We start from the raw sequence: 17,635 nt of genomic DNA on the forward strand, positions 1-17,635 counted from the left end.
TGTGGTGTGACTGCTCGAATTCCTCCGTCGATAGCAACCCCTGTTATCCACACCATCTATTTATACCTCGTTGCACGAGATCAAACAGTGTCCGAAAAAACGAAACGAGGTATAAAGGTCTGCATCGATCCGCATCCAGGCAGTGATCGTGAGATTTTTCGTACCGAAACGGCAGACGATATCCTTCGGTTGCTAGTTGACGCCCACGAAACGGAGTTCACGATTCCGGAATTCGTCGACGCAACGGGGGCCGCTCGTTCGACGGTCTGGCGAGCTGTCACTCTACTCGACGATATCGGTGCTGCTCGCGTTCGAGAGACGCCACAGCGAAATTACGTATCGATCGACCCACGCCATCTCCACAAGGACGACCCGATACTCGCCATCGAACAACCGGTGTTTCACGAGCCGATCCGTACGTTCGTCGACCGTGTTCGACAGGCGACCGCCGATGATGACGATATCGATGAGGTCTACGGAATCATCGTCTTCGGCAGTGTCGCTCGAGGTGAGGCAGACAGACGGAGTGATATCGATCTGTTCGTCGTCGTTGATGGCGACCGGACGAGCGCACGACGTCTTGTGACGGATGTCGTCAGCGAGCTCAATGAACGCCGGTTTGACGGCGATCGGTTCGACTTCGAGCCCTACGTCGAATCGATAGAGAGTACACGACGCGCCGGCCCGAAACTCCGCGAGATCTTTACCGACGGGATCACGGTATACGGCGACGACCGTCTCCAGTCGATCCGCAAGGAGGTGTTTGTCGATGAGTAGTACGAACATCGAACAGCTTATCGCCGATGTCCAGGCCGCGTTCGATAGTCGTCCGGCCGAAATCGAGCCCGGCCTCGATGTCGATGACGCTGCGCTACTTCAACTTCGAAAGGGATGCCGACTGCTCGCCGGTGCCAAAGCGCTTCGTGAGGTGGAATACTATACGCTCGTCGTCGAAGCATCGTTCGTTGCAATCGAGCGAACGATCGAGTTTCGCCTTCTCGAACGCGGAACGATGCAACCCGGTGACTTGCCAGGGACACACGCTGGAGTGTATCGGGAGGCAGCCGAAATTGGTATCTTCACTGAATCTACTGCCGAGGATCTCGCAGACCTTTGGCGAGAACACCGAGCAAAGACGTACTATCAAGATGGACTCGCTACAGCAGACCGCGCCGAAAAGTTATGTACGCTCGCCATCGAGATTCATGCGTTCATCATCGGTCGCTCCTCGCAGGGTCACGAGTGTCGCTGTGATCTCGTTGACTGTGATGGAGACGTAACACTCCACTGCCAATAACTGAACCGACAGTAGTCATCGAAACTATTCTCACATCGCTCACTCGAACGGTCGATGTCTCGCCGCGACCGCGGGGTTTTTCGTATCGGCGTTCGAACCTGTATCCATGTCTGCGCTCCGCGACGCGTTGCGGGATCTCTCCGAGGACGTCTTCTTCGATCTGCTCGAGAGCGAGGACGCCTACCTGCTCGTGCTCGACGTGCCCGGAGTGTCCGCCGAGTCGCTCGACCTCGCGATCGAGGACGGTCGGATCGCTATCGACGCCCACCGCGAGAAGGAGCCGACCGACGACTACCAGTACGTCGAGGAGAACCGCTCGCTCTTCCTTGACGTCGACCTGCCCCTCCCCGATGACGCCTCCGACGCCAACGCGACAGCGACGGTCGATCGGGGCGTCCTCAAGTTGACCCTCCCGAAACGCGGCACGAGCGGCGAGACGACGATCGACATCGTCGACGAGGACGCCTAACACGGGGTGACCGAGGCTGGCCTCCCTCCGCGTGTACAAGCGATTCGTCATCGTCGCCCGGCAGTTCCTCCCGCTGTTGCTCGCCTACGCCCGCGACCGACGGCGCTTTCTCCTGTTCGGTCGTCCCCGACAGGTCGACTCCGAGACGCACCGCCACCGGGCCGAGGTGCTGCTCGAGTCGCTGTTGACACTCGGGCCGACCTTCATCAAACTCGGCCAGTTACTGTCGACCCGCCCCGACGTACTCCCGCCGGCGTACATTGACACCCTCGCGTCGCTTCAGGACGACGTGCCGCCGGCTCCCTGGCCGGATGCGAAACGAGTGCTCGAGGACGAACTCGGGCCCGTTGACGAGCGCTTCGCCGCGTTCGACACCGAGCCGATCAGCGGTGCGAGCCTGGGGCAGGTCTACCGAGCGCGTCTCGACTCCGAGACCGAACGGGAGCGGGCCGAGAGCAAACGGGCCGAGGGGAGAACGTCCGGGACGAACGCCGATGTCGGCCGTGACGTCGCCGTGAAGGTTCGTCGCCCGGAGATCGAGGACCTCGTCCGGGCCGATCTCCGGGTCATCAAGTGGTCGCTGCCGCTCCTGTTGTACTTCGTCGACGATGCCCGGTCGTTCTCGCTCGAGAACCTGGCCGAGGAGTTCTCGAAGACGATCCGCGAGGAGATGGACTACGAGCGCGAGGCGGAGATGCTCGCCGAGATTCGGTCGAATTTCGCGGACGATGATCGGTTTCTCATCCCCGACGTGATCGAGAGCCACTCCGGCCCGCGCGTGCTCACGATGGAGTACATCGAGGGGACGAAGATCAACGACCTCGCGGAGCTCAAGCAAAAGGGGATCGACCGAACCGAGGTCGCGGAGAACCTCGAGCGAGCGTACCTGCAGATGATCATGGACGACGGGGTCTTTCACGCCGATCCGCACCCGGGCAACCTCGCGGTGACCGACGACGGTCGGATCGTCTTCTACGATTTCGGGATGTCGGGGCGGGTCGATCCGTTCGTCCAGGAGAAGATCATCGAGTTCTACGTCGCCGTCGCCAACCAGGACATCGACGCGATCCTCGACGCGCTGATCGAGATCGGGACGCTCAGCCCGGACGCCGATCGGGGCGTGATGGCCGAGGTGATGGAGATCGCGATCCAGGACGCCCGCGGGGAAGACGTCGAGCAGTACCGCGTCAATCAGATCGTCGGCCAGATCGAGGACTCGATCTACGTGTTCCCCTTCCGACTGCCGAAGAATCTTGCGCTCGTCCTCCGGGTCGCGACCGTCGTCGAGGGAGTCTGCGTTACCCTCGACGAGGACTTCGACTTCATTTCGACCGCGACCGATTACCTGACCGAAGAGGGGTATCGCGAGGAGTCCATCCGGCAGTACATTGACGAGACGGGCCGACAACTCCGCCGGTCCGGCGAGTCGCTGACGCGGCTCGCGCCCAAGGCCGAGCGGGCGCTCGACCGCCTCGACCGCGACGACCTTTACGTCCGTATCGGCGTCGAGGACACGGAGAGCGTCTTCGACAAACTCGCCAAGCGGCTGGTCTACGGCATGTTGCTCACCATGTCGCTGTTCTCGATGGGCGTCCTCTACGCCCTCGAGGCACCCCGCGGATCGATCGTCGCCGCGGTCTTTTCGGTGCTCGTCGCAATCCAGCTCTACCGATCGTTTCGCTCGCCGAAATCGATCGGCACCCGGCCGCAGTTCACGCGACAGAACCTGCGCCAGCGTCGCGGCGAGGAATAATCGCAGCGTTCTTCGTCGGACGTAACTGCAGCGTTCTTCGTCGGACGTAACTGCAGCGTTCTTCGTCGGACGTAACTGCAGCGTTCTTCGTCGGACGTAACTGCAGCGTTCATCGTCGATTGATAGTCAACTCGAGCGGAGTATCCGTCCCATAACAATAGCTTCCCTTCCGGTTTGGGACGATAATGGCGACAGTACTGCTTGCGAATCCGAACGCCGAGGTCGTTCGCCGTGACGACCGACGCTGGATCCTCTGTGGAACGCATCGGCGTGAGCTTCGGTCGGTGATCGAAGACGGAGCCGACTTTCAGGATGTCAAAGCGCACCACGATTCGCTCCCCGGTGAAGGAACGGTCATCGTCCTCTCGGCGCGTGCGGACGAGCCGACGATCCGGGCCCACCGCGGGATCACGTCCGCCTACGAAGTGTTCTACTGTCTCGATTCGGGCGGCGAGCCCGTCCTGACCGACCTGTTTCGGAACGCACTCGCCCGCCTCGAGCCCGCCGATCGGCGGGTCCCATCCCGCGCGAAGGCCGATCACCTGCTCTATCGCACGACGCCGATCGATTCCTACGTCGAACGGATCGACCGGCTTGGTCACGGCGAGACGCTCTTCTGGTCTCCCGGCGAGACGATGCCGCGAACGGAACTGACGGAGACGCTCACGCCGGAGTCCGGGCTCACGCCCGAGAGCGCACACGAGCGACTGGACGAGGTGCTGTCGGCGGTCTGTGCTCCCATCGCCGACGAGGCGTCGCTCATGCTCTCCGGTGGCGTCGATTCGACCGTCCTCGAGCCGTACCTGACGAATCCGACCGAGAGCGTTACCGGCTCGTTCGACACGCCCGAACTGGAGTTCGAACGGGAGTACGCCGACCGCGCCAACGCCCTCGTCGAGACCGACCGCGAGGTCGTCGAAATGCGCGAATCGTCCTACCTCGAGCGGCTCGAGGCGGCCGTCGACGCGCTGGGGATGCCGCCCCACCAGCTCCAGACGCCGACGTTCGACGGCATCTATCGCGAATACGACGGCAGCGACACGCTCGTCAGCGGACAGGTTGCAGACGCCGTCTTCGGTCTGAGTGGCCAGCTCGAAGTCGCGCGCACGGTGTGGCGGACCCGGCATCTTCGGTACGTGCCGCCCGTACTGGAGAAGCTTCGCCGGCACCGCTCCGAACTCGAGAAACTCACTCGACATCCGTCGGATCCCGACGGACAGGCGCTGCGCTTTGCGCTGTACACGGACCGTCAGTCGGCCGTCGACGCGATCGGTCGGCGTGAGTTCGAGCGCCGACAGCGGGAGCGCTACGAGTACGCGATGGATCGCGTCCCCGGCGCGACCGGCGACGACTACGCCCGTCACGTCCACGTCGGCCAGTGGGTTGACTTCTTCTGCGAGGACGCCGTCACCGTCTGGCGACAGGCGGGGCTCGCGCGGGGCCGCGAGATGTACACGCCGTTCGCGGGAAAGGCGGTCGCCGAACTCGCGCTCGGGCTCCCCTCGCCGGAGCGGTACGTCCACGACGGCGAACCGAAATACGTTCCAAAGAACCTGCTCGGCGAGTGGTATCCCGAGTACGACCGGAGCAAGCCGAAGGGGAACGGGAACTTCCCGGCCGACCGATTCCTGTCGTCGGGCCCCCTCGAGTCGATCTTCGACCGCTACGATGTTCCCGAGTTCGCGCCGGATATCCGAGGCGAGATCGTCGACCACTCCCCCGGCCTCGCGTGGAACCTGGCCGGCTACGCCGTCTGGCGCGACCGCGTCCTGCGATCGGACGACCTCGAGCCCGCGCCGCACAGCCGGATCGTGTCGGTTTCCGAGCGCACATCCGCACAGCGGTCCGATATCAGATCCGTGTGAGCGATCGACCGACGCGATACCGTCCATCGTAGCCCCAGCACCGCGACGCTGCCAAGCTTCTTTCCACGTCGGGCCGTACGGCCCGTATGAACGACGATTGGATCGCCGATCTGCCGCTGACGATCGAGTCGGTCGCGACCGAGCGTCTCGAGCGCGAGACCTCGAGCGAGTTCACTCGCGTGACGACTGTTTTCTCGCTCTCGGGCCCGGATCCGGGCGACGGTGGCACGACCACGGGTCGCGGCGAGGACGTCACCTACGAAACCGAAGACCACGACCGGCTGGCGGAGACGGGGCTCCCGGACCTCACCGGCGACTACACCGTCGAGTCGTTCTCCGAGCGGCTCGCGAACCTCGATCTCTTCCCGGGCGGCGAACCCGATCGCGACGTCTTTCGGAACTACCGGCGGTGGGGCCTCGAGAGCGCCGCCCTGGACCTCGCGCTCCGACGAGCGGAGACGGATCTCGGAAGCGTGCTGGATCGCAGCGCCGATCCCGTCCGATTCGTCGCCAGCACTCGCCTCGGCGAACCGCCGACCACCGACCGGCTCGAGGCGCTTCGCGAGCAAGTTCCCGACCTCGAGTTCAAGCTCGACCCGACCCCGGCGTGGGACGCCGATCTCGTTGCGGCCATCGACGAAACGGTCGGCACCGATTCGGTCCGCATCCTCGACCTGAAGGGGCAATACGAGGGGACCGACGTCGACGTGCCGGCGGATCCCGAACTGTACGAACTCGTTCTCGAGGCGTTCCCTGACGCCGTCATCGAGGATCCCAACCTGACCGACGAGACGCGGCCGCTGTTCGAGGATCCCGCCGTTCGCTCCCGCGTCTCCTGGGACGCACCGATTCACGGTCTCGCGGATATCGAGGCGCTCCCCTGGGAGCCCAGTTGGTTGAACATCAAACCCTCCCGATTCGGCTCGCTCGAGTCGCTGCTCGAGACGATCGCCCACTGCGAGGAACGCGATATCCGGCTGTACGGCGGCGGCCAGTTCGAACTCGGCGTCGGCCGCGGTCAGATTCAGACGGTGGCGTCGCTTTGCTATCCCGACGGCCCCAACGATGTCGCACCGCGGGCGTACAACGATCCCGCGGTCGGGAACGAGTTGCCCCGGAGCCCGCTCGAGCCACCGGCCGATCCACTCGGATTCGAGTATCGTAGCCACTGAAACGATTTACACACTGATCGCAACGCAGTCGTGCGATCAGATATGCAGTGACGTTCAGTGGCTACTAGAGGAATCGACCCGTATCGGTGAACTGCACCGACTGAGCGGAGCCCGTCAGCCGCGCGTGGAGTTCGGAGCGATCGACTCCGATATCGTGTCAACAGCTGCCGTAATCGGGCAGTGAACCGCCTCGGGGTCAAGTCCCAAGGCACTCGGCCTGATCCGCCAGTAGAACTTTTGTCGTTCGTGTCGATCGAAGAAGTCCGGGTTGGACTGGATGGATGTGAGGTCCGCGGTCCAGCCTGGATGTGAGTTTTTTACCCGGACATCCTTCCGGTTCGGATCTCTCCTATGAAAATATATGGATTTTCGCCCGCATGCGGCGAGGTCACGTGACCGTGGCTCGAGCACGACGATCACCGGACACTGCTGACCGATCGAGACGGAGCGACCGATTCGGTGAGCCGACGGCCGGTCCAACCGAACCAGTGCTGTCTTCCCGTCTGGCGTCCCTCCTCGTGCGATTCCCCGAACGAATCGCAGCGAATTGTGACACCGACTGACATTCGGCAGTACAGCACACCGAACGTGCCCCAGCGGGGCATTCCAAACGGTTTATGGCCGTCGGTTGATTACGCCGGGACATGGCGAAACAGCAGACCGAAGTTCGCGAACTCCAGGAAGGGAGCTACGTCATGATCGACGACGCGCCGTGTAAGATCAACGCCTACTCGACGGCGAAGCCGGGCAAACACGGCAGCGCCAAGGCTCGCGTCGAGGCCGAGGGCGTCTTCGACGGGAAGAAACGCTCGCTCTCCCAGCCAGTCGACGCGAAGATCTGGGTACCGATCATCGAGCGAAAACAGGGCCAGGTCGTCTCCGTCGACGGTAACGACATGCAGGTCATGGACCTCGAGACCTACGAGACCATCACGATGCGCATCCCCGAGGACAAAGACGTCTCCCCCGACGAAGACATCGAGTACCTCGAGATGGAAGACCAGCGAAAGATCGTCTGATGTTTCCCGGGGCGACCGACGAACGCGAGGCGACCGACACGGCGGATCGATCCGATCGTGACGGTGAGACCGACGCGCGAGGGCGAGAGTCCGACCGTGGCGGCGCGAACTTCGCGGTCGTCGGTGCGCCCCTGGACGCAACGACGACCTTTCAGCCGGGGACCCGATTCGGGCCCCAGCGGATCCGATCTTTTGCGACACCGTTCGACGATTATGACCACCGGACGGACCGGCGCTTTTCGGACCTCGGCGTCGTCGACCGGGGCAACGTTCGCGCGTGGAACGATGTCGAAGCCTACCTCGAGTATCTCACGAGCAGCCTGCGGGAAGCCGTCTGGAACGACGCCGTCCCCCTGACGCTAGGCGGCGAACACACCGTCTCGCTCGCCGGTGCCCGCGCGGTGGAACCCGAGGTGTTCGTCTGTTGTGACGCCCACCTCGATCTGTACGACGCCTACGACGGCAATCCGCTCTCGCACGCCGCCGTGACGAGACGGATCCTCGAGGACGTCGACTCCGTCGAGGAAGTCATTCTACTGGGCGTTCGCACCGGCAGCGAATCCGAGTGGGACCGCGCGGCCGCGGACGACGTAACCGTCGTCCCGCCCGCGGACGTCAGCGACTGGTCGCCCGGCGACCGACTCGCGGACCGCGAGATCTACCTGAGCGTCGATATCGACGCCGCCGACCCCGGCTACGCGCCGGGGACTGGGACGATGGAGCCGTTCGGGCTCGAGCCCCGCGAACTCCGCGAGGTCGTCCGCACCGTCGCCCCCCACGCCGGTGGCTTCGACGTGGTCGAGGTCAACGACCGCGACGACGGCCAGGCGGCCGCGCTGGCCGCGAAACTGGTGCGGGAGTTCGTCTTCTCGCACGCCGACGGGTGAACTGGACTCCTCGTTCCCCATTAGCCAAGTGTGGTGGCGCGTGCTGAGTCGCAGTGAGCGGTGAGCGAACTGCGGCTCGAACGCACGCGAGGTCTTCGCGAACCTAGTGAGCGAAGGCTTGGAAGACGCATCGCGTCTTCCAGTGGATGAGTGAGTGACCGAAGGGAACGAGCGAATCGGCTGGGGAGGGCGTGGCTATTCCTAGTTGCCACGGTAGCAGAACGCTCTGCGCGTTGTTATCTCTTCAGGAGAGGTTCGAGACGTGCGAGAGCGCATGTTTTTCCGCCTTCGACCGAACCCCCGAGTATGATCGAGGCGACGCTGTGTTTCCCGCTCCGAGACCGCGATACCGAAACCGACTCCGAGGTGCTCCTGATCGAAAAACGACGCGGACTCGGCGAGGGGTGGTACAACGGCCCCGGCGGGAAGTGCGAACCCGGCGAAACCCCTCGAGAATGCGCCGTCCGCGAAACCCGCGAGGAAGTCGGCCTCGAGGTAACGGATCTCGAGAAGGCGGGCGAACTCACCTTTCTACTCGACGGTGAGGGCCACACCGTCTGCCACGTCTACCGCACGCGCTCGTTCGATGGGCAGCCGACCTCGTCCGAGGAAGCCCACCCGGAGTGGGTTTCCGTCGCGGACGTCCCCTACGATCAGATGTGGGAAGACGACCGGCTCTGGCTACCCGGCGTGCTCGAGGGGAAAACGGTGGACGGGAAGTTTCGGTTCGAGGGCGGCGAACCGCTTGACGAGGCCGAATTCGTCGATCACGACCTCGAGTGGGACGTCTCTGTTTCGGCAAACCAAGAGCCGTGACCCATCAAAACTGATTCGTTATGTAACACTGAGAGAATCCAGTTTTCCGAGGATCTTCGAATACAGATCCGGCGAGCAGTACCACCCCTTCTCTAGCATCGTTTCGAGCGTCGATCGCGCTTCTGCAGGAGAAATGTGGTCGTCTTTGACGAGCGACAGGATGAGATATGCCGTTCTGCGGGTTGCAATCCCCTCTGTGCGAGCGACGGCCCGACCGTGCCGTTCGTCTATTACGGCGACCGCATCCCGTTCCGCAGCGATTGCGAGCACCGCCCGGTCAGCATCGCTCAGTGCTTGGTTCGCCCCGAGACGTTCGAAAACTGGATTCGATTCCACGGCTTGAACGTCGAACAGTCCGTCATCGACGTGTTGCTGGATCCTTCGAGCATCGGGATATGCACCCTCAAGCCCCTCAGTGACGACTTCGTCGTATACGCGGTGCGGGACAAGACACGGTTCCTCGAGCGATGAGAGGTGCGAAAGTCGCTCCGCTTTCGCGAGGTAGATTAGCGGTGTCGCGTCGAATACCCACATTAGAGGTCCTGTAGATCTGACTCCAGTTCTTCGTCGCCAACCCACGTGATGTTCCGCTCGCGTGCCAACTCTGAGAACTCCCAAACGGTCATATCCGCAATCTCTGCCGCACGCGAGAACGTGATCTCTCCTGCATCGAGTTTTTCCAGTGCGCGATCACGACGCCACGCATCGAGCCCTTCTGCGAGGAGCTTTCTCACAGCAGTACTTCGATCTAACCGTTCTGACTCGAGATACGCTTCGAGATCTTCCTCGAGGTCGTCCGGAACGCGTGCCGAAATCGTGCCCATGTGTAAACGTTGTATGCAATGTATACAAGCGTTACGGGCACCTCCTTGAATCGGACGGGGCCCAAATTCTCCCGTCGTTTTATACGGACTACTGTGAGTTATTTCCGGCAGACCCGCGACCCGCCATGCGAGTGCGCCGGTACACAGTGACAGCAGACCGTATCAGGGCTTCAGCACGACCTTCCCCGAACTCTTCCGGTCCTCGATGTACTGATGAGCCGCCGCCGCGTCCTCGAGCGCGAACGACTCGCCGAGGATGATCTCGAGGTCGCCGCTCGCGAGTCCGTCTGTCAACTCGGGGACGGCTTTCATAACCTTGCCCGGATCGTGGACGGAGGCCTGGCCGAGGTGGAACCCTTTGACGGTCTTGTTCTCGAAGAGCAGCCGCCGGTTGCTCACCTCGGCGGGGACGCCGCTGGCGACGCCGTAGGTAACCATTCGGCCGAAGTGGCTCATCGCGTCGAGGCTGCGCTCGAAGACGTCGTCGCCGACACTCTCGAGGACGAGATCGACGCCCTCACCGTCGGTTTCCTCGTCGATGACCTCCCGGAAGTCCGTCTCGGTGTAGTTGATCGGGTGGTCGCAGCCGAGGTCCGAGGCGAGCTCGAGCTTTTCGGCGGTGCTCGCGGTGCCGAAGACCTCAGCGCCGGCGTTCGACGCAAGCTGGACGGCAGCCGTTCCGACCCCGCCCGCGGCGGCCTGGATCAGCACTGACTCGCCGTCCTCGAGGCCGCCCCACTCGAAGAGGCAGGCGTGGGCGGTGAGGAACTGGACGGGGAAGCCGGCGGCCTCCTCGAAGCTCATCGCCTCGGGTATCGGAAAGAGTAGCTGTGCGTCGACGGTGGTGGATTCGGCGTAGCCGCCGGTGTCAAGCATCGCGACGACGCGGTCGCCCGCCGACACGTCCTCGACGCCGTCGCCGACGGCATCGACCGTTCCCGCGGCCTCCATCCCCGGAACGTACGGCGGCTCGGGACCGCCCGGATAGTGGCCGCGCCGTTGCATGATATCGGCGAAGTTGATCCCCGCCGCCTCGATGTCGATGCGAACCTCGCCCGGCCCCGGCTCCGGTCGATCCGCGTCGATAATCTCGAGTTGGTCGCTGTCGCCGTACTCGGTTACCTCGATCGCTTTCATACGAGGTCTCACGCGAGACTCCCGCATAAAGCTCCGAGAACCGGAGTGAACGAACACTCCGTTGTATGTTTCCCGGGTCCGTAGCGTATCGAACTCGAGTTGAACCGATACGGATCCGGCGTCGGTCGCGGCGAAACGACTACAGTTGCTCGATAATTTCGTCGGCGAACGTCGACAGCGCCGCCTCTCGGTCATCGTTTCGGATGCCGACGATCGCGTGATCGAGCCCCATCGCCTCGAGTCGGCCGAAATACTCCTGAAACCACTCGATCCCGGCCCGGAATCCGAGGTGCAGGTGCTCCGGGTCGGCCGTCGGATCGTCGGCCAACTCGACCTGGACCGCGATGGCGAACGGCTTCTGTCCCGCGGCCTCGCGCCAGTCCGCGAGGTAGTCTTCCAGCGTGCGTTCCGGGAGGTGATAGAACAACCAGCCATTCCCGTGTTCGGCGATCCACTCGCGGGACTGGCGGGCGTGGCCGGTCGGCAACAGCGGAATCGTCTCCGCCGTCGGCTTCGGAACGACATCGAGATCCCCCTCGAGCGATCCCCATCGTCCCTCGACTTCGGGGAAGTCCTCGCGCCAGACCGTCCGGAGGGCCTCGACGGACTCGCGGAACAGTCGGCCGCGCTCCTCGCGGTCGACGCCGAAGGCGGGGTACTCGGGATCGCGGTCGCCGGAGGCGACGCCGAGGACGAGGCGCCCATCTGAAAGCTGGTCGACGGTCGCCGCGGATTTCGCGACGTGGATGGGATGGCGGAGTGTGAGAACGACACTCGAGGTGCCGAGTGCGATGTCGTCGGTGTGGGCCGCGACGTGTGAGAGCCACGGCCAGGTGTCGAACGTCTGGCCCGCGTCGCCGAATTTCGGCCAGTAAGTCGGCACGTCTCGAGCCCAGAGGCCGTCGAAACCGACCGACTCGGCGTGTTTGGCGAGTTCGATTTCGGCCTCGAGGTCGGGCATCGACCGATTCGCACCTGTCAGCGGGAAGCCGGCGCCGAAGGTCAGCCCGTCGCGGTCGAACAGTCGTCGATAGCCCGCGTTTTCGTGTCCACGAGTCGGCATTCGGTCGAGCTATCGGCTCCGGTCGGATGTCGATACCGGTTCGCGAGTCCGGACGGGGCATGTCTCGCCCTATAGTAGCCACTGAACGTCACTGCACACCTGATCGCACGACGGCTGTGCGATCAGTGTGTGAACCGTTTCAGTTGTTACTATAGCCCTCACCGAACGACCCGATCGAGAGTCAGATATCGACGGCGAACGGGGCAAACTCGTGTGCGCTACTCGCGAACGCGCCGAGCAGCGCCGCCACGGACTCGAGATCATCGGTATCGATCACCTCGACGGGCGTGTGCATGTACCGGTTGGGGACGCTGACGACCTGCGAGGGGATCCCGCCGGCCGCGGTGAAGAAGCCGTCGGCGTCCGTCCCCGTCCCGACCCCGAGCGCCTCGAGTTGCACGTCGATTTTCCGATCGTCGGCGACCGATCGCAACGCCTCGAACAGCACCGGGTGGTTCGTGCTCCCGCGTCCGAGGGCCGGCCCGCCGCCGAGTTCCATCCCGCTCGTCTTGTCGCTCGGTGCCGAGGGGTAGTCGACCGCGTGGCCGACGTCGACCACGACGACCGCGTCGGGCTCGAGGTCGAAGCCGACCATCTGCGCCCCCTTGACGCCGACCTCCTCCTGGACGGTCGAGACGGCGTAGACGGTCGCCTCGGTGCCGGCCTCGACCGCCTCGCGGAATCCCTCGGCAGCGGCCCACGTCCCGACGCGGTTGTCGATCCCGCGAGCCGCGAGGCGGGTCTCCGAGAGCCAGGAGACCGTCGACGAGAACGTGATGGGATCTCCGATCTCGAGGCGCTCGCTCGCCTCCTCCTCGCTCTCGACCCCGACGTCGATCCAGAGGTCCGAGACGTCGGGGCCGTCGTCGTCCTCCTCGCGGAGGTGGATCGCCGTCTGTCCGACGACGCCCTCGACGGGACCGTCCGCGGCGTGGATCGTCACGTGTTGGCCCCGCGAGACCGACGGGTCGCTGCCGCCGATGCGTCCCGGTCTGACGAATCCGTTCTCGTCGATCGATCTGACGATGAACCCGATCTCGTCGGCGTGACCCGTGAGGACCACCTCGGGCGCGTCGGGGTCGCCCTCGTGGACGGCGATGGCGTTCCCGTAGGCGTCCGTCCGAACGTCGTCTGCACACTGTTCGACGTAGTCGAGCCACACGCGCTGTCCGCGAGTTTCGTAGCCCGACGGAGAGGGCGTCTCGAGCAGTTCGACGAGGAAATCGCGCGGCGAATCGTCCATATCCGAACTGGCGGATCGGCGGATAAATACTATCGGCTATGGGCGAACCGAGCGACGGCGAAAAAATTGCGACGGAAATTCGATCGCCGAAGCGAGTCGATCAGTCGTCGGCGGGCGCGGCGCCGCTGCCGCCTTCGGCCTGGTCTTTCGTCCAGGCGAGCTTGCCACCGGCAGCGAGGATTGCGCGCTCGCGTTCGGAGGCGTCGAGCGTTGCGGTGTACTCCTCGTCGCCGACGCGGACCGTGAACTCTTCTTGTCCGCTGGTGACGGCGTCGTAGACGTCGTCGACGATCTCGATCTGGTCGCCCTGATCGATGTTCTCGTAGGTGTCCTCGTCGATCGTCAGCGGGATGATCCCGAAGTTGAAGAGGTTCGCACGGTGGATGCGTGCGAAGCTCTGTGCGAGGACGCCCTCGATACCGAGGTACATCGGACAGAGTGCAGCGTGCTCACGCGAGGAGCCCTGTCCGTAGTTCTCGCCGGCGACGAGGAAGCCGCCGTCGGCCTCGAGCGCGCGGTCGGCGAAGGTGTCGTCGACGCGCGAGAGGGTGAACTCGGAGAGCTTGGGGACGTTCGACCGGTACATCAGGATGTCCTGCGTCGCAGGGATGATGTGGTCGGTCGTGATGTTGTCCTCCATCTTCAGGAGCGCCTCACCCGCAATATCGGTTCCGAGCTGGTCCTTCAGCGGGACGTCGCCGATGTTCGGGCCCTTGATGAGCTCGTCGTCGGCGGCCTCGTCGGGGGCGATGAGGTCCGTCTTGGAGCCGTCGTACTCGTCGGGGAGCTCGATGCCGGGGGCCTCGAGGTCGCCGAGTTCGTCGGCGAGGTTGCGCGGATCGACGATTTCGCCTTTGAGCGACGCAGCGGCGGCGACCTCCGGCGAGCAGAGGTAGACGTTGTCGTCTTCGATACCCGAGCGGCCCTCGAAGTTGCGGTTGAAGGTTCGCAGCGAGACGGAGTCCGAGGAGGGGACGTGACCGATGCCGATACAGGCACCACACGTCGCCTCGGAGAAGTTGACGCCGGCGGCCATCATCTCCGCGACCCAGCCCTCGCGGGCGAGCATCTCGGAGGCCTGCTTGGAGCCGGGCGCGACGATCGTCTCGGTCTCCATCGAGGTTTCGCGTCCCTCGAGCATCTTGGCGACGGGGAGGATGTCCTCGTAGCCGCCGTTCGTACAGGAGCCGACGATGACCTGCTCGACGGATTCGCCTTCGACCTCGCTGACGGGAACGACCTTGTCGGGCATCGAGGGCTGTGCGATCAGCGGCTCGAGGTCGGAGAGGTCGACGACGATCTCGTCGTCGTAGTCAGCGTCGTCGTCGGGCTGGAGCTCGACGTACTCGTCGCCACGGTTGACGCGCTCGAGGTAGTCCTCGGTCTGGTGGTCGGTCGGGAAGATCGACGTCGTCGCGCCGAGTTCCGTTCCCATGTTGGTGATGGTCATCCGCTCGGGTGCGGTCAGGGTCTCGACGCCCGGACCGGTGTACTCGAGGATCTTGCCGACGCCGCCCTTGACGCTCAGTCGGCGGAGCAGCTCCAAGATGACGTCCTTTGCGGTGGCCCACTCGGGAAGCTCGCCCTCGAGGCGAACGCTGACGATCTCGGGCATCTCGATGTAGTACGGTGCGCCGCCCATGGCGACGGTGACGTCGATCCCGCCGGAGCCGATGGCGAGTTCGCCGATTCCACCGGGCGTCGGGGTGTGGCTGTCGGAACCGAGCAGCGTCTTGCCGGGCGCTGCGAAGTTCTCGCGGTGGACGTTGTGGCAGATACCGTTGCCGGGGCGAGAGAAATGTGCCCCGTATTTACCGGCCGCAGAACGCAGGAAACGGTGGTCGTCGGTATTCTTAAAGTCGAACTGATATGTCTGGTGGTCGCAGTACTGCGCTGCGATCTCGGTCTGGACCTCGTCCAGCCCCATGGCTTCGAATTGGAGCCAGACCATGGTCCCGGTCGTGTCCTGGGTAAGTACCTGATCGATCTCGATCCCGATCTCCTCGCCGGTCTCGAGTTCGCCCTCGACGAGGTGGTCGTCGAGAATCTTCTCGGTGAGAGTCTGTCCCATAGCACCCAGAACTCGGCTTTCCGTCCTGATAAATCCAGCGTGTTTCTGTGAGGGCTGACCGCCGTGTGGGGGTCCGAAACGGAGGGTTTCGAGTAAGTATTGCCGATTGAGTCCCGGCTCGTCAGACGAGACGCAGACCCCAGTCGTTCACTCGCTACCGGGGCGTTAGCGCTGTTTCGGCCCAGGGGCTTTCGTGTCGATTGGTACCGACCCGTCGAGCCGTCGCGAACGGATACGCTTTTGCCGTCGCCGCAGCGTTGAGCCAACAGACATGTTCCGTTCCGGTGCCTTCGTCGCCGACCACGTCTCGCCGACGACCGACGCGCAGGTCCAGCCCAACGGCGTCGATCTCACTGCCGATGTCGTCTTCGAGCAGCTGGAACCGGGCCGCATTGGTCGGGACGGCAAACAGATCGGCGACCGCGTCGCTCGCCCGCTCGAGGAACTCGAGGAGGCCGATCCCGACACCTACTACCTACCGACGGGGAGCTACGTTGTCCGCTACGGCGAGCGGATCGCGATCCCGGAGGGCCACGTCGGCTTCGTCTATCCTCGCTCCTCGCTCATGCGCAACTCCTGTATGCTCAATACGGCGGTCTGGGACGCCGGCTACGAGGGACGGGGCGAGGGTCTGTTACAGGTCCACCACGACGTCGAACTCGAGCGCGGCGCTCGAATCGCCCAGCTCGTCTTCGCCGAAGCCGACCACGAGGACGTCTACAAGGGGAGCTATCAGGGCGAGAACCTCGAGTAGCCGGTCAGTGAAGCGGATGCCACACGTGCCGGGTACCGGTTCGCGTACCGTTTTTGCCGTTCCCGACGTACACTCGAGTGACTCCCGATGATGGCGACTACCCACGTGTTCACTGGGCTCGCGGTCGTCGCACCGGTCGCGTACGTGGCCCCCGATTTCGCGGTCGCGCTGGCGGTCGGTGCGATCCTCGGCGGGCTCGCCCCCGATTTCGACCTCGTCCGTACGCATCGGCGGACGCTACACTTTCCGGTCGCCGGGCTCGCCGTCGCCGTCCCCGCGGTCGTCCTCGCCGCCGTCTCACCCTCGACTCTCACGCTCGCGCTGGCCGCGTTCGTCGTCACGGCTTGGCTACACGCCGCGAGCGATTCGATCGGCGGCGGCCCCGAGATGGACCCGTGGAACGATCGCACGGAGCGTGCGGTCTACGATCACGTTCGCGGCCGATGGATACGCCCGCGGCGGTGGATACGTTACGACGGTGCCCCCGAAGACGCCGTTCTCGGCGTCGCGCTCGCGATCCCGGCGCTCGTCGTCTTCGACGGCTGGCTCACGGCCCTGATCGCCGGATGCGTCACCGTCTCGCTGGTCTACGCGCTCCTTCGGCGACGACTGGTCGCGTGGACGCCCGACTGGCTCGAGTAGCGGGACGTGACGGCGAGACGGACTGTCTCTCGGCTGGAAGTCGGAACCCTGATACGCCCGCTCCTCGAGCGGCTCCGTATGGTTGACGCGCTCGTCGCCAGAACGACTCACCTGGTCTTTGCTGCACTCTGGGCCGGCAGCGTCTGCTTCGTCGCCGCCGTCGTCCTGCCACTGGCACGCGACGGCGCGTTCAACACGACCCGCCCGCTCGAGGTCATCTCGGGAAAGCTCACGACCGTCTCCCGGGTGAGCTCGCTCGTCCTGTTCCTCTCGGGGAGTCACCTCGCGGGCACCGTCTACACGGCCGACAGCCTGTTCGGGTCGACCAACGGGCGGCTGGTGCTCGCGATGGTCGCGCTCTGGCTGGCCCTGACAGCACTCGTCGAAATCGCGGCGAAGCGCTTCGAGGCCGGGCTCACCGGGAAGAAGATCCGTGAGCCGGCCCACGAGGCGCTACCGGTGTTCCGGGCGGCCGCCGTCGTCGCCGTCGGACTGCTGGTCGTCGCCGGGCTGCTTTCGGCGAACGTCGGACGACTTCTGTGACCTGTGGCGCTGACGGGCGTTTTTCGACATCGAACTTCTCGGAAATGAACATTCTTGCGAAAGATACTTAGTCAGTTACT

Annotated in this window: 18 protein-coding genes; 12 read left to right on the forward strand and 6 right to left on the reverse strand. The window is 64.1% G+C overall.

Annotation, left to right across the window (positions count from 1 at the left end):
- Positions 1-87 precede the first annotated feature (87 nt).
- The 9 genes from ACEWFR_RS22565 to ACEWFR_RS22605 all read left to right on the forward strand — a co-directional run bounded on the left by ACEWFR_RS22565 (position 88) and on the right by ACEWFR_RS22605 (position 9,278).
- Entirely contained in the window at positions 88-777 is a 690-nt protein-coding gene (locus tag ACEWFR_RS22565; protein ID WP_374063165.1) for a nucleotidyltransferase domain-containing protein, read from the forward strand.
- Positions 770-1,297, forward strand: coding sequence for a hypothetical protein (locus ACEWFR_RS22570; protein WP_374063166.1), 528 nt, complete (start codon positions 770-772; stop codon positions 1,295-1,297). Before ACEWFR_RS22565 ends, ACEWFR_RS22570 begins: the two co-directional genes overlap by 8 nt.
- Before the next feature lie 106 nt (positions 1,298-1,403).
- Complete coding sequence (locus ACEWFR_RS22575) at positions 1,404-1,766, forward strand: Hsp20/alpha crystallin family protein (RefSeq protein ID WP_098725468.1); 363 nt, start codon at positions 1,404-1,406, stop codon at positions 1,764-1,766.
- A 76-nt stretch (positions 1,767-1,842) separates the two neighbouring features.
- The gene (locus tag ACEWFR_RS22580; protein ID WP_374063197.1) at positions 1,843-3,519 is read left to right on the forward strand and encodes an ABC1 kinase family protein; all 1,677 of its coding nucleotides are present in this window, start codon (positions 1,843-1,845) and stop codon (positions 3,517-3,519) included.
- A gap of 185 nt (positions 3,520-3,704) precedes the next feature.
- Complete coding sequence (locus tag ACEWFR_RS22585; RefSeq protein ID WP_374063167.1) at positions 3,705-5,384, forward strand: asparagine synthase-related protein; 1,680 nt, start codon at positions 3,705-3,707, stop codon at positions 5,382-5,384.
- Positions 5,385-5,470: 86 nt separating this feature from the next.
- Positions 5,471-6,556 carry a hypothetical protein gene (locus tag ACEWFR_RS22590; protein ID WP_374063168.1) on the forward strand — a complete coding sequence of 362 codons (1,086 nt, stop codon included), beginning with the start codon at positions 5,471-5,473 and terminating at the stop codon, positions 6,554-6,556.
- A 644-nt stretch (positions 6,557-7,200) separates the two neighbouring features.
- Entirely contained in the window at positions 7,201-7,575 is a 375-nt protein-coding gene (locus ACEWFR_RS22595) for a translation initiation factor IF-5A (RefSeq protein WP_374063169.1), read from the forward strand.
- Positions 7,575-8,462, forward strand: coding sequence for an agmatinase (gene speB / locus ACEWFR_RS22600; protein ID WP_374063170.1), 888 nt, complete (start codon positions 7,575-7,577; stop codon positions 8,460-8,462). Before ACEWFR_RS22595 ends, speB begins: the two co-directional genes overlap by 1 nt.
- Positions 8,463-8,768: 306 nt before the next feature.
- A complete protein-coding gene (locus ACEWFR_RS22605; RefSeq protein ID WP_374063171.1) occupies positions 8,769-9,278 on the forward strand; it encodes an 8-oxo-dGTP diphosphatase in 510 nt (169 codons plus the stop codon).
- A gap of 18 nt (positions 9,279-9,296) precedes the next feature.
- Here ACEWFR_RS22605 and ACEWFR_RS22610 read toward each other — a convergent pair whose 3' ends face one another.
- The 6 genes from ACEWFR_RS22610 to ACEWFR_RS22635 all read right to left on the reverse strand — a co-directional run bounded on the left by ACEWFR_RS22610 (position 9,297) and on the right by ACEWFR_RS22635 (position 15,616).
- Positions 9,297-9,812, reverse strand: a complete 516-nt coding sequence (locus tag ACEWFR_RS22610) for a DUF3368 domain-containing protein (protein WP_374063172.1) — start codon at positions 9,810-9,812, stop codon at positions 9,297-9,299.
- Positions 9,812-10,102 carry a UPF0175 family protein gene (locus ACEWFR_RS22615; RefSeq protein ID WP_374063173.1) on the reverse strand — a complete coding sequence of 97 codons (291 nt, stop codon included), beginning with the start codon at positions 10,100-10,102 and terminating at the stop codon, positions 9,812-9,814. The genes ACEWFR_RS22610 and ACEWFR_RS22615 overlap by 1 nt, the downstream gene beginning before the upstream one ends.
- 162 nt (positions 10,103-10,264) lie before the next feature.
- Positions 10,265-11,239, reverse strand: a complete 975-nt coding sequence (locus tag ACEWFR_RS22620; RefSeq protein ID WP_374063174.1) for a zinc-binding alcohol dehydrogenase family protein — start codon at positions 11,237-11,239, stop codon at positions 10,265-10,267.
- Between the two features lie 139 nt (positions 11,240-11,378).
- Positions 11,379-12,302, reverse strand: a complete 924-nt coding sequence (locus ACEWFR_RS22625; protein ID WP_374063175.1) for an LLM class oxidoreductase — start codon at positions 12,300-12,302, stop codon at positions 11,379-11,381.
- Between the two features lie 181 nt (positions 12,303-12,483).
- On the reverse strand, positions 12,484-13,545 hold the full coding sequence (locus ACEWFR_RS22630; protein WP_374063176.1) for a M42 family peptidase: 1,062 nt from the start codon (positions 13,543-13,545) through the stop codon (positions 12,484-12,486).
- A 100-nt stretch (positions 13,546-13,645) separates the two neighbouring features.
- Positions 13,646-15,616 carry an aconitate hydratase gene (locus ACEWFR_RS22635; protein WP_374063177.1) on the reverse strand — a complete coding sequence of 657 codons (1,971 nt, stop codon included), beginning with the start codon at positions 15,614-15,616 and terminating at the stop codon, positions 13,646-13,648.
- Between the two features lie 271 nt (positions 15,617-15,887).
- On the opposite strand from ACEWFR_RS22635, the gene ACEWFR_RS22640 reads away from it, so the two are divergent.
- The 3 genes from ACEWFR_RS22640 to ACEWFR_RS22650 all read left to right on the forward strand — a co-directional run bounded on the left by ACEWFR_RS22640 (position 15,888) and on the right by ACEWFR_RS22650 (position 17,555).
- Positions 15,888-16,370 carry a deoxyuridine 5'-triphosphate nucleotidohydrolase gene (locus ACEWFR_RS22640; protein ID WP_374063178.1) on the forward strand — a complete coding sequence of 161 codons (483 nt, stop codon included), beginning with the start codon at positions 15,888-15,890 and terminating at the stop codon, positions 16,368-16,370.
- Positions 16,371-16,457: 87 nt separating this feature from the next.
- The gene (locus tag ACEWFR_RS22645; RefSeq protein WP_374063179.1) at positions 16,458-17,012 is read left to right on the forward strand and encodes a metal-dependent hydrolase; all 555 of its coding nucleotides are present in this window, start codon (positions 16,458-16,460) and stop codon (positions 17,010-17,012) included.
- Between the two features lie 78 nt (positions 17,013-17,090).
- Positions 17,091-17,555 carry a copper resistance protein CopD gene (locus tag ACEWFR_RS22650; protein ID WP_374063180.1) on the forward strand — a complete coding sequence of 155 codons (465 nt, stop codon included), beginning with the start codon at positions 17,091-17,093 and terminating at the stop codon, positions 17,553-17,555.
- Positions 17,556-17,635 lie beyond the last annotated feature (80 nt).

The sequence above is a fragment of the Natrinema sp. H-ect4 genome (genome assembly GCF_041894845.1).
Lineage (GTDB): Archaea > Halobacteriota > Halobacteria > Halobacteriales > Natrialbaceae > Natrinema.

Coding starts and splice junctions, on each gene's coding strand:
- ACEWFR_RS22570 (WP_374063166.1), top strand. CDS start 770: ATGAGTAGTACGAACATCGAACAGCTTATCGCCGATGTCCAGGCCGCG.
- ACEWFR_RS22575 (WP_098725468.1), top strand. CDS start 1,404: ATGTCTGCGCTCCGCGACGCGTTGCGGGATCTCTCCGAGGACGTCTTC.
- ACEWFR_RS22585 (WP_374063167.1), top strand. CDS start 3,705: ATGGCGACAGTACTGCTTGCGAATCCGAACGCCGAGGTCGTTCGCCGT.
- ACEWFR_RS22590 (WP_374063168.1), top strand. CDS start 5,471: ATGAACGACGATTGGATCGCCGATCTGCCGCTGACGATCGAGTCGGTC.
- ACEWFR_RS22595 (WP_374063169.1), top strand. CDS start 7,201: ATGGCGAAACAGCAGACCGAAGTTCGCGAACTCCAGGAAGGGAGCTAC.
- speB (WP_374063170.1), top strand. CDS start 7,575: ATGTTTCCCGGGGCGACCGACGAACGCGAGGCGACCGACACGGCGGAT.
- ACEWFR_RS22605 (WP_374063171.1), top strand. CDS start 8,769: ATGATCGAGGCGACGCTGTGTTTCCCGCTCCGAGACCGCGATACCGAA.
- ACEWFR_RS22610 (WP_374063172.1), bottom strand. CDS start 9,812: ATGTGGGTATTCGACGCGACACCGCTAATCTACCTCGCGAAAGCGGAG.
- ACEWFR_RS22615 (WP_374063173.1), bottom strand. CDS start 10,102: ATGGGCACGATTTCGGCACGCGTTCCGGACGACCTCGAGGAAGATCTC.
- ACEWFR_RS22620 (WP_374063174.1), bottom strand. CDS start 11,239: ATGAAAGCGATCGAGGTAACCGAGTACGGCGACAGCGACCAACTCGAG.
- ACEWFR_RS22625 (WP_374063175.1), bottom strand. CDS start 12,302: ATGCCGACTCGTGGACACGAAAACGCGGGCTATCGACGACTGTTCGAC.
- ACEWFR_RS22630 (WP_374063176.1), bottom strand. CDS start 13,545: ATGGACGATTCGCCGCGCGATTTCCTCGTCGAACTGCTCGAGACGCCC.
- ACEWFR_RS22635 (WP_374063177.1), bottom strand. CDS start 15,616: ATGGGACAGACTCTCACCGAGAAGATTCTCGACGACCACCTCGTCGAG.
- ACEWFR_RS22640 (WP_374063178.1), top strand. CDS start 15,888: ATGTTCCGTTCCGGTGCCTTCGTCGCCGACCACGTCTCGCCGACGACC.
- ACEWFR_RS22645 (WP_374063179.1), top strand. CDS start 16,458: ATGATGGCGACTACCCACGTGTTCACTGGGCTCGCGGTCGTCGCACCG.
- ACEWFR_RS22650 (WP_374063180.1), top strand. CDS start 17,091: ATGGTTGACGCGCTCGTCGCCAGAACGACTCACCTGGTCTTTGCTGCA.